The sequence below is a fragment of the Pseudomonas sp. MD195_PC81_125 genome (assembly GCF_014060985.1).
GTDB classification, from domain to species: domain Bacteria; phylum Pseudomonadota; class Gammaproteobacteria; order Pseudomonadales; family Pseudomonadaceae; genus Aquipseudomonas; species Aquipseudomonas parakoreensis.
Genome location: NZ_JABULD010000524.1, coordinates 1 through 13,597, shown reverse-complemented (window position 1 = coordinate 13,597; position 13,597 = coordinate 1). Strand labels below are relative to the sequence as shown.

Genomic DNA, 13,597 nt, shown 5'->3' with positions numbered 1-13,597 from the left:
GCGGGCTTGCCCGCGATGGCATCGACTCGGTCCGCCTGAATGACCGCGGCGCCTGAATCGCTGGCAAGCCAGCTCCCACAAGGATCGCGTCGCTGCACCGTTGTCGTTCCATCCCAATAACAAGAATTCCGGGAGCCCGCCATGTCGGTCGATCCGCAACAACTGCTGCGTGAGCTGTTTGCCACAGCCATCGACGCGGCCCATCCGAACCAGGTCCTCGAAGCCCATCTGCCTGCCGATCGCACGGGTCGGGTGATCGTCATCGGCGCCGGCAAAGCCGCCGCTGCCATGGCACAAGTGGTCGAGCGCAGCTGGCAGGGCGAAGTCTCGGGCCTGGTAGTGACCCGTTACGGTCACGGCGCGCCGTGCGAAAAAATCGAAGTGGTCGAAGCCGCGCACCCGGTACCGGACGCTGCCGGCCTGGCCGTGGCCAAACGCGTGCTGGAACTGGTCAGCAATCTGACTGAAGACGACCGCGTGATCTTCCTGCTGTCCGGTGGCGGCTCTGCCCTGCTCGCCCTGCCGGCCGAAGGCATCACCCTGGCCGACAAGCAGTCGATCAACAAAGCCCTGCTCAAATCCGGCGCGACCATTGGCGAAATGAACTGCGTACGCAAGCACCTTTCGGCGATCAAGGGCGGCCGCCTCGGCAAGGCTTGCTGGCCTGCCACCGTCTACACCTACGCAATTTCCGATGTGCCGGGCGACCTCGCCACGGTCATCGCCTCCGGTCCGACCGTGGCCGACCCAAGCACCTCGGCCGAAGCGCTGGCGATCCTCAAGCGCTACGGCATTGAAGTCCCGGCCTCGGTGCGCACCTGGCTGCAAAGCCCGGAATCGGAAACCGTCAAACCCGGCGATCCAAGCCTGGCCCGCAGCCATTTCCAGTTGATCGCCCGCCCGCAGCAATCGCTGGATGCCGCGGCGGTGAAATGCCGCCAGGCCGGTTTCAGCACGCTGATCCTTGGCGACCTGGAAGGTGAATCCCGCGAAGTGGCGAAGGTCCACGCCGGCATCGCCCGGCAGATCATCAATCACGGGCAGCCACTGGCAGCGCCGTGCGTGATTCTCTCCGGCGGCGAAACCACGGTGACCGTACGCGGCAATGGCCGTGGCGGGCGCAACGCCGAATTCCTCCTCAGCCTCACCGACAGCCTCAAAGGCCAGCCCGGCGTCTACGCGCTGGCCGGTGACACCGACGGCATCGACGGTTCGGAAGACAACGCCGGCGCGATCATGACCCCGGACAGCTACGCCCGCGCCGCCGCCCTCGGTTTGAGCGCCAGCGACGAGCTGGATAACAACAACGGTTACGGCTACTTCGAGGCGCTCGACGCGCTGATCGTCACCGAACCGACCCGCACCAACGTCAACGACTTCCGCGCCATCCTGATCCTTGAGAACTGCAAATCATGACGCCTGATAAAAAGGTCAAAATCCTCGCCACCCTCGGGCCTGCCGTCGACGGCATCGAAGACATCCGTGAACTGGTCGAGGCCGGGGTCAACATCTTCCGCCTGAACTTCAGCCACGGCGATCACGCCGACCACGCCAAGCGCTATCAGTGGATCCGCGAAGTCGAGCGCCAGCTCAACTATCCGCTGGGGATCCTGATGGATTTGCAGGGGCCGAAACTGCGCGTCGGCAAGTTCGCCGACGGCAAGGTGCAGCTGCATCGCGGTCAGGCGTTCCGCCTCGATCTGGACGCGACCCCGGGCGATGAACGCCGGGTGAACCTGCCGCACCCGGAGATCATCGCCGCGCTCGAAGCCGGCATGGATCTGCTGCTGGATGACGGCAAACTGCGCCTGCGCGTGGTCAGTAAATACACCGACGCAATCGACACCACCGTGCTCGCTGGCGGCGAACTGTCGGACCGCAAAGGCGTGAACGTGCCGCAAGCGGTGCTCGACCTCAGCCCACTGACCGCCAAGGATCGCCGCGACCTGAGCTTCGGCCTGGAGTTGGGGGGTGGACTGGGGTGGCGCTGTCGTTCGTGCAACGCCCGCAGGACATTCTCGAAGCCCGCGAGCTGATCGGCGACAAGGCCTTCCTGATGGCGAAAATCGAGAAGCCGTCGGCGGTTGAGCAACTGCGCGAAATCGCCCAACTGAGCGACGCGATCATGGTCGCTCGCGGCGACCTCGGCGTGGAAGTGCCGGCAGAAAGCGTGCCGCAGATCCAGAAAAACATCATCAGCACCTGCCGCGAACTGGGCAAACCGGTGGTGGTGGCGACGCAGATGCTCGAATCGATGCGTTTCTCCCCGGCCCCGACCCGCGCCGAAGTCACCGACGTGGCCAACGCCGTGGCTGAAGGCGCAGATGCGGTGATGCTGTCGGCCGAAACCGCGTCCGGCGAATACCCGCTGGAAGCGGTGCAGATGATGAGCAAGATCATTCGCCAGGTGGAAAACGGTCCGGACTACCAGACCCAACTCGACGTCAGCCGACCGAAAGCCGAGGCAACGGTGTCCGATGCGATCAGTTGCGCGATCCGCCGCATCAGCAACGTGCTGCCGGTGGCGGTGCTGGTCAACTACAGCGAATCGGGCGCTTCGACGTTGCGCGCGGCACGGGAACGACCGAAAGCGCCGATCCTCAACCTGACGCCGAACCTGCAGACCGCGCGGCGCTTGAGCGTGGCGTGGGGTATTCATTCGGTGGTCAACGATCGCCTGCGTCAGGTCGATGAAGTGTGCTCCACCGCGCTGGAAATCGCCCAGGCGCAAGGCATGGCCGAGCGTGGCGATACCTTGCTGATCACCGCCGGTGTGCCGTTCGGGCAGCCGGGATCGACCAACTCACTGCGGATCGAAACGCTGATCTGACCCATATTTTGATGTGAATACAAAACCTGTGGTGAGGGGATTCATCCCCGATTGACTGCGCAGCAGTCACCGCTTCAAGAGAGTGACGGTTTTCACAGAAAAACCGCATTCACCGATTTGGGGCTGCTTCGCAGCCATCGGGGATAAATCCCCTCACCACAGGTAAGCAAGACCTTTTGATTGTCCCACTGCCCAGATTTTTTCAACATGCCTGCCAATCATTTCAACACCCACTGCCCCGACTGGGCCGAGGCTTTGCTCAACGGTTTCAGTCAGATTTTCCTCCAGCGCCATCCGCTGTGCGGCCTGTTGTGCCTGCTGGCGATCCTGCTCACTGCGCCGGTGCTGTTTGCCGGCGCGCTGCTCGGTGCAGTCGCCGGACTGCTCACCGCGCAACGACGCAACTACGCCAAGGCGGATCGTCAGGCCGGGTTGTTCAGTTACAACGGCGTGCTGCTTGGCTTGGTGCTGAGCCTGTATTTCCCGTGGTCGCCGATGCTGCCGCCGCTGATTCTGGCGGCCGGCGGCCTCAGTGCGATGGTCACTCAGCAATGGCTCAAACACGTGTACCGCAGCCGATCGATACCGGCGTACACCTCACCGTTTGTAGCAATGAGCTGGGTGTTACTGTTGTTCGCCGAACCGTCTGCGCCGATGACTCACATCGAGATGACCACGCTGAACCTGCTCGCCGCTGAACTGCGTGGACTGGGTCAGGTGATGTTCCTCGGTCATCCGCTGGCCGGCGCGTTGATCGGCATCGGTCTGTTGATCGCCGATCGCCGCGCGTTCTGCTGGGCGCTACTGGCTTCGGGCATCGGCCTGGCATCCAGCCTGCTGCACCACGAAACCGCTGCAGCGTTGCTGGGACTGGGCAGTTACAACGCGGTGCTCGCCGCCCTCGCCTTCAGTTCACAGCGTCAACAACCGTGGCTGCCGCTGCTGGGCATCGTCCTGGCGCTGCTGGTCACGCCGCTGTTCGCCGCCCTTGGTCTGGCGACGCTGACCGCGCCGTTCATCCTCGCCGGCTGGCTGATCCGCGCCGGGATCCAGATGCTCGGCAAAGCGACCGTCGACGCCACGCCTTGCGCACAGGGGGACAATCAACCTAGGCTGCGCTGATCTTCAATTCAGGCGTTATCCATGGACAGCAGCAACAGTTGGCGTGAACGGCTTTACGTGATGATTTTCCAGAGCGACACCCTCGCCGGGCGGCGCTTCGACGGCACCTTGCTGTTGATCATCCTCGCCAGCCTGGTGGTGGTGATGCTCGACAGCATCGACAGCATTCACCAGAACTACGCCGATGTGCTGGCCTACATCGAATGGGGCTTCACCGTCATTTTTCTCGGCGAGTACATCCTGCGCCTGTATTGCTCACCGAAGCCGTTGCGCTACGCCTTCAGTTTCTACGGACTGGTGGATCTGCTGGCGATCGTGCCGGGGATCCTCGCGCTGTATTACAGCGATGCGCAGTACCTGCTGATCATCCGGATCATCCGGATGCTGCGGATCTTCCGCGTACTCAAGCTCAGCCCATACCTCAAGCAAGCCAACTATTTGATGTCGGCGCTGCGCGGCAGCAAGCAGAAGATCGTGGTGTTCCTGGTCAGCGTCTGCACCCTGGTGACGGTGTTCGGCACCCTGATGTACGTGATCGAAGGCCCGGAACACGGCTTCACCAGCATCCCCAAAGGCATCTATTGGGCTATCGTGACCCTGACCACCGTCGGCTTCGGCGACATCGTGCCGAAAACCCCGCTGGGCCAGGTGATTTCCTCGCTGGTGATGATCACCGGTTACTCGATCATCGCCGTGCCCACCGGGATCTTCACCGCAGAACTGGCCAACGCCATGCGCGGCGAACAGCTGCAACACGACTGCCCGGTGTGCAAGAAAAACAGCCATGAACACAGCGCGGCGTTTTGCTCGCGGTGTGGCAGTCAGCTGTTCAAGAAAGTGGAATAAGCACAGAGCTTTTTAATCTTTAAACGACTATGCGTGCCCCGTTATAGTCAGTGGCAATTAAACATCACCCCCTGCAGGAGCTGCCGCAGGCTGCGAGCTTTTGATCTTGATTCTCTAAAAACACAATCAAAAGATCGCAGCCTGCGGCAGATCTTACACAAAACAAAACAAGGAATGCGCAGTGAAAAAACTCTTTGGCGCCTCACTTCTCGCCGCCGGTCTTGCCTTTGGCAGCGTGGCTCAAGCCGCACCGACCCTGCTCAACGTCTCCTATGACGTGATGCGCGATTTCTACAAGGACTACAACACGGCGTTCCAGAAACACTGGCAGGCCGAGCACAACGAAAACATCACCGTGCAGATGTCCTTCGGCGGTTCGAGCAAGCAGGCGCGCTCGGTGATCGATGGCCTGCCGGCTGACGTCATCACCATGAACATGGCGACCGACATCAACGCCCTCGCCGACAACGGCAAACTGGTGCCGGAAAACTGGGTCACCCGCCTGCCGAACAACAGCGCGCCGTTCACCTCGGCCACCGTCTTCATCGTCCGTAAAGGCAACCCGAAAGCCCTGAAAGACTGGCCGGACCTGTTAAAGGACGGCGTGCAGGTGATCGTGCCGAACCCGAAAACCTCGGGCAACGGCCGCTACACCTACCTCTCGGCCTGGGGCTACGTGCTGAAAAATGGCGGTGACGAAAACAAAGCCAAGGACTTCGTCGGCAAACTGTTCAAGCAAGCGCCAGTACTCGACACCGGTGGCCGCGCCGCGACCACCACGTTCATGACCAACCAGATCGGCGACGTGCTGGTGACTTTCGAGAACGAAGCCGAGATGATCGCTCGCGAATTCGGTCGCGATCAGTTTGAAGTGATCTACCCGAGCGTCTCCGCCGAAGCCGAGCCACCAGTGTCGGTGGTCGACAAAGTGGTCGACAAGAAAGGCACCCGCGCTGCCGCCGATGAATACCTGAAGTACCTGTGGTCGCCGCAAGGCCAGGAAATCGCCGCCGCCAACTACCTGCGTCCACGGGACCCGGCAGTGCTGGCGAAGTACACCGATCGTTTCCCGAAAGTCGACTTCCTCTCGGTTGAGAAAACCTTCGGCGACTGGCGTTCGGTGCAGAAGACCCACTTCAATGATGGCGGGATCTTTGATCAGATTTATACCGGTCAGTAAGGTGTGAACTGAAATGAAAAAGGCGAACCTCAACAGGTCGCCTTTTTTGTGGCGAACCCCTTGTAGGAAGCTGCCGCAGGCTGCGATCTTTTGACTTTATAAAATAGCCGCGTTGCTGCGTTGGGCTTGCTTGAGGTAGGCAGTCAGCTCCCGGGCCGGCAGCGGCTTGCTGTAGTGGTAACCCTGACCTTCGTGACAGCCTTCGGAGATGATGTAGGACTCTTGCTCGGCGGTTTCCACGCCTTCGGCGATCACCTGCATGCCCAGGCTCTTGCCCAGCTGGATGATGGCGCGAACGATGGTCGCATCGTCGTCGTCATCCAGCAGGTCCTGAACGAAGCTCTTGTCGATCTTGATCTTGTCCAGCGGCAGGCTTTTCAGGTAACTCAGCGATGAGTAGCCGGTGCCGAAGTCGTCGATGGCAATCAGCGCCCCGGAGCGGCGCAGGCTCAGCAGGTGTTGGGCGGCGGTGCTGATGTCTTCCATCAGGCCGGTTTCGGTGACTTCCAACTCGAGGCTGCGCGGCGGCAGGCGGTAGATCTGCAGCAGGTTGTTGACCACCCGCGGCAGCTCGGCGTGGTGCAGTTGCACGGTGGACAGGTTGACCGCCATGCGCAGGTCGACGAAGCCCTGATCGTGCCATTCCCGAAGTTGTTTGCAGGCCTGATCCAGCACCCATTCGCCGATGGCGATGATGGTGCCGTTCTGCTCGGCCAGCGGGATGAACAGGTCCGGCGGCACCAGACCATGCTCCGGATGCTGCCAGCGAATCAGTGCTTCGACCCCGACCACGCGGTGATCGCGGTAGCTGATCTGCGGCTGATAGACGAGGTAGAACTGGTCGCGAATCAGCGCGTCACGCAGGTCTTTTTCCAGTTCGCGACGGCGGCGCATCTCGCTGTCGACGCTGGCGATGTAGAACTGATAGCGATTGCGCGAGCGGGTCTTCGCCAGCGTCATGGTCTGCTCGGCCTTCTGCAACAGCTTCTCGGTGCTGTCGCCGTCTTCGGGGAACAGAGTAATGCCGATGGTCGCGCGCAGGCGGATCTGCTGATGATCGAGGTCAAACGCCGCTTCCAGATCATCGAGGATGCTTTGCGCCAGTTCTGCCGCCTCGTAAGGCTGCTCGATATCGGCCTGCACCAGGGCAAACTGGTCGCCACCCAGACGAGCAAGGGCGCCAAGGCGACCGCTGTGGGCGCGCAGGCGATCGGCCAGTGCCAGCAATAACTGGTCGCCGGTCTGATAGCTGAATTGCTCGTTGATGCCCTTGAAATCATCCAGCCCCACGCACAGTACCGCGACCCGGCGTTGCAGCTTGCCGGCGTCCACCAGAATCTTGTCCAGTTGCTGCTGCAATTGCTGGCGGTTCGGCAGGCCGGTGAGGAAGTCGTACTGGGCCATGCGCAGCAGGCTGTTTTCCGCTTCGTGGCGCAGGTGGGTGTTGCGCTCGATGGACTCGAGCAACTGGTTGGCGGTGTTGATCCAGATCCCCAGTTCGTTTTTCTCGTGGCCCTTGAGCTGCGGAATCTTGTGCTCGCTGGGGCGATCGGGATTGATTTCGGTGAGGTGCTCGATGATCCGCGACAGCGGCTTGGTCAGCAGCCAGTGATAGACCAGATACAGCACCAGGCCCATGGCCAGGGCGCGCAGTACGCCGGAAATGAAAATGATCACCGAACTGACGATGAAACTCTCGCCATAGGTGGCGGTGTCGAGGGTGATGCTCAGGTCGCCGTAGTATTCGCTGTAGGGGCCACGACCGACCAGTTGGGTGGTGAAGGTGCGTTCCTGGCCGAGGATCAGATCGGTCAGCCAGCGGCTGTTGGAGTGCTGCAACTCACGGGATTTTTGCGCGAGCATCGCTTCGTTCGGATGGCCGATGGAGGCCTGGCGCACGGCGTCGTCCTGGAACAGGCCTTCGATCACCTGCATGCCCATTTCCCGGTCCAGGCTGTAGACCGCCTGAGTCGAGGGATCACGGAACATGTCGAGGATGCGCTGCGCGTCGCCGGCCACCGCCTGGCGGGTTTTATAGGCATCGAAAACAATCTGGGCGCAGCTCAAGACCACGCCGACGATCAATGCCGAAAGGAGCACGACCCGGAGCAACTTCACCGACAAGCTGTTCTTGAGTTCCAGCTTCAAAGGGTTATTCCTTGTTCCGTGCGGGTAGCGTCAAGTTGCCATGAGTATTGGCAATCCCGTGTTGGCAGTCAAAGGGACAATCAAGCCCAAGGATATTTGCCTGTGGCGTTGGCCGAAATGCTGCTGTCTGGAGTGTCAGCTCTATTTGTACTGTGTCGGTAGTTTCGGCCCTCAACTTGAGCGGTGCGGGACAATTTTTCCTCTGTTTGATGTTAGTCCGATGTGCTGCCCCGGCAAGCCGCCGCAGACAACGGTTATCGTGAGAAAAACGCTATTCCCTGTAGGAGCTGCCGCAGGCTGCGATCTTTTGATCTTGCTTTTAAAAATCAAAGTCAAAAGATCGCAGCCTGCGGCAGCTCCTACAGGGATTGGGTTGAACTCCGTTTCATTGCGCAGCCTCTACAAACTATTACCCGTGGAGGATTAGCCATGAGCGACGACCTGCCAACCCCCAGACCTCAGCACCTGGCAGCGCCTGTTCGACGATCAGACCTACTGGCAGCAGTCCCCCGATGCTCACTATTTCGACCTGCAACGCATCGCCGACGACCTGCTCGGTCAAGGCGCGATCGATCTGGAGCAGTGGCAGATCCTGCGCGCCAAGGCCGATGACCTGCACAAGAATTCGCCCGCCGCGAATGTCGCCAATGAACTGGATGACCCTGACGCCTGAGGAGCACTCCCATGAAACCCGTATCCCCCAGTGAACATCCCGATGAACCCCGGCCACCGGGAGAGACCGAGCGCGATAACGACGCCCTGCGCCCGACCGACCCCAAGCAACGCAAGGACAGCGGCAAGGGCACCGCCAGTGGCGAATCCACTGCGCAAGAGACTGCTGCGGCAGAAACGAAAGCCAAGCCCTGAACAGCGTCTATGCTCAGTGGCACATTCGGCGCCAAACACGCATTGGCGCCGGTTGCTGCCATTCACTACAGGGAAAGTACCGCTTATGAAGCTCCACGCTCTGGCCAAGGCCGTCACCCTTGCAACCGTTCTGTCCGTCACCAGCTTCGTTGCCATGGCGGCGGACATTCCGCTGTCCGCCACCCTTGAGGCCGATCAGGTCACCACCAAAGTGCTGGCCGTCGATGCGGCCAACCATCAGGTCGTGCTCGAAGGTGCAGAAGGTCGTCAGGTTCACGTCCAGCTCAGCGACAAGGCGAAAAACCTCGCCAATCTTCAAGTCGGCGATCTGGTAAAAGTCGAAGTACAACGCTCGGTGGCGGCTTACCTCGATACCGATGTGGATAAAGGTCTGCCTGGCACCGTCGAGCGTAGCGGCGAGCTGCGCAAGGCGCCGGGCAGCGAAAACCCGGGCGGCGAGGCCTATCGCCAGATTCAGGTGCATCTGAAAATCACCAAAATTGATTTGAAGAATAATCAGGTGACCCTGCAAAACCCGCAGGGTCAGTCGAAAACCCTCGACGTGAAAAAGCCTGAAATCCAAGCCAAGCTGAAAGATCTGAAAGTAGGGCAGAGCGTAGTTGTCACTTATACCGATGTATTAAAAGTGACCAGTCAGCATGAAAGCTGAGTATTAACTCTACAGATGATTGTTCTTGTACAAATTATTGTATGAGAACAATCATCTGAAATGAGCTGAGCCGTGCTTTGAAAGTTTCACGAAAGGATTTCGTCGATAAATATCTATTAACTTCTTCGTACATAAAATTTACCTTTGTGTATGACGACATATCCGCCAACTTCTATTAAAATCCTTCCCGTTCGCCCAGTGTCAGGGCTCTTTACCGGTGCATGGATTGCCAGGCCATTACACTGGGCGAACACCTCTTCGGAGCGGATGTATACAATTTCAGATTAAAAAAAGGGCGACTTTGCGGTCGCCCTTTTTTGTGTTCATGATCAAACCGATGCTTGCTTTTCAAAACGTTTGAGAGTGGCCTCGTACATTCTGGTACGACGGTGGTTTTTGCCGTAGGTGCCGGCGGCAGCGACGGTGCCTGCCTGGATGTGATTCAGATAGCGGAAAATCTTGCGCGGTGACAGCAGCTTGATGCCGAAGCCAAAAGCGACCATTCGATCCTGCAGGGTATAACCGGGAACTCGGTCATCCATGCAAAAGTGCAGTCCCTGAGACTTCATCAACCTGGCGTTCCACAACGTGCAAAAACTTTTGAGGTGAGTTTCCCGATAAGGTTTCGGCTCTTTACTGCGCAAACCCAATGCCGTTTTCGCCCGGCGAATATAGTGTTTGCAAAACCGCGAAGTTAGTCGCCAGGTGTCTCTGACAATCCCGCGATTGATTTGCTCGACACACCCGACTGCAGCGATGTCTGCAGACTTTGCGCACTCACGCAGCATCATCGCGAAGACTTCCTTGTCGTAGACAAAAAGTGTCGGTGTGCAGCAAAAACAGATAGTCGGTTTCAACTTTTCCCAGCGCCAGATCCAGCGCCTTGCCATGCGCAATATGTCCCGCTTCTTTGCCGGGGGAGGAGCGTTCGATCAGATTGATCCAGTCCAGCGAGCGCAAATAATCCAGACTGGCGTCGGCAGAATCATTGTCCACCACCCAAACCGGAATGCGCTGCGCCTGAACGTGCTGACGCAACAACTCCAGGCACATCCGGGTGATGTCCGGGGTTTTGTAATTTACCAATACAAGACTGAAATTCGGCTGCGTAACGGCTGGTAAATCAAACAGGCTCATTCGGGAAGCTCATCCGCGGTTGATCGGCGACAGGTGTCTCTCGGGCCGGGATGCTAGCGACGCAAGCTTAGTTGAAGCTTAATTTGCTGTTCAGGAAGTGAGGCGAGGTGTTTCGAGACACGACATCTCGCGCACGACGCAATCCGGCCCACAGGCTAAACTGCGCGCCCCTCAGATGCTTCAAGGAAGAAACGGCACCCGCCGTCGCCTCAAGGATGAAACCACTTTCCCTCTATCACCCGGCCCTGTACTGGCTGCGCGTGTGGCAAAAAAGACTGTTCCGCCAGATCGCCTGGCGTTGCTCCAGCAAACGCTATTCGCGCTTCGTTGCCGACGCTGATCGTCTGCCATTCCGCTACCTCAAACACACCTCGAAACTCATCCGCAAACTCGGCGACTCCGACCTCGCCCTGCAACACAACAAAGTCATCAACCTCAAACTCGCCGTCGCCGCCATCGACGGCCTCATCATCGCCCCCGGCGAACACTTCTCCTTCTGCCGCCTCGTCGGCCGCCCAACCCGCAAACGCGGCTACGTCGAAGGCATGGAACTGTCCTTCGGCGAAGCACGCAGCGGTATCGGCGGCGGAATCTGCCAACTGAGCAACCTGATCCACTGGATGGCGATTCACTCGCCGCTGGTCGTTGTTGAACGCTCCAACCACAGCTTCGATCCATTCCCGGATGAGGGGCGAGTGCTGCCATTCGGTTCCGGTGCGGCAATTTTCTACAACTACGTTGACCTGGTACTGCACAACCCGACGGATCGGAGTTTTCAGTTGAAGTTGAATGTGGGGGACACGCAGCTGGAGGGCGAGTTGTTATGCGATCAGGTGCGGGCATATCGGTATCACGTGTTTCAGGAAGGGCATCGGTTTGTGCGGGAGGGGGAGCGGGTCTATCGGGAGAATGAGATCTGGCGGGAGGTGAGGGAGAAGGGGCAGGTGGGGGAGTTGGTGGAGCGGGTGAGGTTGTATCGGAATCGGGTGGTGGTTAAGTATGAGGTGGCGGAGGAAATGGTGGAGAGATGATCGCTATACCGTAGATGGTGAAAAAATCATTTAATGGGCGGCGAGACTCCGTATGCGAAGTGTGGTCGTGTAAAAGGAGACGGGCTTATTTCAATCTCTTTTGATTAGAGTTGGAAAATAAATCTGACACCTTTCGTTCATCAACTTTTCTGAGCTGGATACGTATCACCCATGATCGTAATTGACATTTCATCTGATTTTACATCTTTTATGCTATTTATAACTAGTTCAGGTATTTCTGATTTTTGAAATAGAAATAAAAAAGCTCGAAATAAAAGACAATCTTTTATAAGGCTGGCCGCTAAATAGTGATGGGTTTTTAAAATTTTATCAAAGGTTGGGTAATTTATCTTTTCAAGTTCTGGAATGTCCGCGTAGCCTTGCTTAGAGTCGTCAATTTTGCATTCGATAATAAATGAGTTTGCGTGTTTGATGAATTGCTCCGGAAACTCATCGTTGTTTTATCGTTTATTTCGTATTTTTTTTGTTTTCCGCCCCCTTTTGCCGAGATTTATTTTTTAATTTGTTGGTTCTAATTGTTTAGCTGAATTTTTTCTTAAGTTTTTCTAGCGTTATGTCTAGATTAAGCTCTTCCACCTGTTTTTGTGTAGCGCACCAAGAAATGATAAAGGCGGCAGCGTCTTTAAATGGCAATGTGACGTGGCTATCCATAAATTCAAAAGCAATTCCATCTTTCAGGTATTCAGGGATATTTTCTGGATCTTCGTCCGTGCTTATATATATCCCAGACATTTCTATGCCAAAGCCATGCGATTTAATTAGGCTTTCTAAAGCTTTTGGCAAAAAACTAGAGTTTTGTAAGGATGATGACTCCAGTAAGTCTAGTAGATAATTGTTGACTATGCCGCGTTGCTTTTCTGAAAGCTGTTCTATGGTCATCATCTATTTCATCGTTGGGTGAAAATTTTTGGCGGTTGTTAGTGTTTCATCTAGGTAGATCCTAAATGTTATACTGTCGTGAGATGCGCTATACATTCGATTACCACTAGCTCGCGCCTGCTTGGTGGGAAAGGGGACGGATTTATTTTATGAAAAGAGGCTTTGCAAAAGGAATGTTTTCAATCTCTATTGATTAAAAAGGGGCGGGCTGCAAAATAAATATTTCCTCTTTAATTGGTTCGCTTTAATCACGTTAACCTAGAGTAGGGATTCAAAGGGTGGGGTAATATTAGATGAAAGCTTTTGGTGTTTTTCCGCTTGCTCATATGTTGGTTGGGTGGATGGATATTTCTTTTGCAATAATATCTACGAATATGGGCAGGATAATTTTTTTTTGCTCAATAGAAATTAATATTATCGCATCCCCAATTTTTAATACACCGCAACCGTCGTCCTCAATAGCGATTAACTCTCCTGTGATGTATGTGAATCCTAGATTGAAGGATATAGAAGGTGCGTTTTTTTGTGGAGGGAATCAAGTTTTCACCCCAAATGAACTCATCATCTATATTGATTTCGACATCAAGTTTTTTATTTGCTTTAGGGGGTGAGTCTTTACATACTGACAAGCCTTTTCCATAGGGCGTTGAATATTCGACAAGTATTTTATTGTGCGTGCTTTTAACTATGCTTGCTATCGTAATAACCATTTATTTTGTTTCTGGTAGTGCTCGTATTACAGTGTTGTCGATATTCATTACATGTTTATCAGATCTAGTTGGGTGATATCACCCTGACAGTTGGGCTCATATTTTCAGGTCGAAAAATGGGGGCAAGCCGGAAGATAAATCTGTTCCCTTCCGGTT

General features: G+C 56.5%; 9 protein-coding genes and 3 pseudogenes. 9 read left to right on the top strand and 3 right to left on the bottom strand.

The features are described 5' to 3' along the window. The first annotated feature begins 141 nt into the window (after positions 1-141). The 5 genes and pseudogenes from HT737_RS20850 (at position 142) to HT737_RS20830 (ending at position 5,978) form a co-directional block, all read left to right on the top strand. Positions 142-1,416 (top strand): glycerate kinase, encoded by a 1,275-nt coding sequence (locus HT737_RS20850; RefSeq protein ID WP_131670003.1) that lies wholly within the window; start codon positions 142-144, stop codon positions 1,414-1,416. Continuing rightward, a pseudogene (gene pyk / locus HT737_RS20845) lies at positions 1,413-2,830 on the top strand (pyruvate kinase). Before HT737_RS20850 ends, pyk begins: the two are co-directional and overlap by 4 nt. Before the next feature lie 207 nt (positions 2,831-3,037). After that, entirely contained in the window at positions 3,038-3,952 is a 915-nt protein-coding gene (locus HT737_RS20840; RefSeq protein ID WP_182403927.1) for an urea transporter, read from the top strand. A gap of 21 nt (positions 3,953-3,973) precedes the next feature. Further along, positions 3,974-4,798, top strand: a complete 825-nt coding sequence (locus HT737_RS20835; RefSeq protein WP_182403926.1) for an ion transporter — start codon at positions 3,974-3,976, stop codon at positions 4,796-4,798. A 181-nt stretch (positions 4,799-4,979) separates the two neighbouring features. Continuing rightward, positions 4,980-5,978, top strand: a complete 999-nt coding sequence (locus HT737_RS20830; protein ID WP_182403925.1) for a sulfate ABC transporter substrate-binding protein — start codon at positions 4,980-4,982, stop codon at positions 5,976-5,978. Between the two features lie 96 nt (positions 5,979-6,074). Here the strand turns inward: HT737_RS20830 and HT737_RS20825 are convergent, their stop codons facing one another. After that, entirely contained in the window at positions 6,075-8,126 is a 2,052-nt protein-coding gene (locus HT737_RS20825; protein WP_041068421.1) for a bifunctional diguanylate cyclase/phosphodiesterase, read from the bottom strand. Positions 8,127-8,555: 429 nt separating this feature from the next. Here HT737_RS20825 and HT737_RS31890 point away from each other — a divergent pair. The 3 genes and pseudogenes from HT737_RS31890 to HT737_RS20810 all read left to right on the top strand — a co-directional run bounded on the left by HT737_RS31890 (position 8,556) and on the right by HT737_RS20810 (position 9,663). Then, positions 8,556-8,799 (top strand): annotated as a pseudogene (locus tag HT737_RS31890) (hypothetical protein). 11 nt (positions 8,800-8,810) lie between these two features. Further along, entirely contained in the window at positions 8,811-8,993 is a 183-nt protein-coding gene (locus HT737_RS20815) for a hypothetical protein (protein ID WP_007961361.1), read from the top strand. Between the two features lie 85 nt (positions 8,994-9,078). Next, positions 9,079-9,663: a hypothetical protein gene (locus HT737_RS20810; RefSeq protein WP_182403923.1), complete on the top strand. Its 585-nt coding sequence runs from the start codon at positions 9,079-9,081 to the stop codon at positions 9,661-9,663. Between the two features lie 329 nt (positions 9,664-9,992). On the opposite strand, the pseudogene HT737_RS20805 reads toward HT737_RS20810, so the two are convergent. Next, positions 9,993-10,800: pseudogene (locus HT737_RS20805) on the bottom strand (glycosyltransferase family 2 protein). A gap of 215 nt (positions 10,801-11,015) precedes the next feature. On the opposite strand from HT737_RS20805, the gene HT737_RS20800 reads away from it, so the two are divergent. After that, a complete protein-coding gene (locus tag HT737_RS20800; RefSeq protein WP_182403922.1) occupies positions 11,016-11,831 on the top strand; it encodes a VanW family protein in 816 nt (271 codons plus the stop codon). A gap of 540 nt (positions 11,832-12,371) precedes the next feature. Here the strand turns inward: HT737_RS20800 and HT737_RS20795 are convergent. Continuing rightward, a complete protein-coding gene (locus HT737_RS20795; RefSeq protein WP_182403921.1) occupies positions 12,372-12,734 on the bottom strand; it encodes a hypothetical protein in 363 nt (120 codons plus the stop codon). Positions 12,735-13,597: the final 863 nt, after the last annotated feature.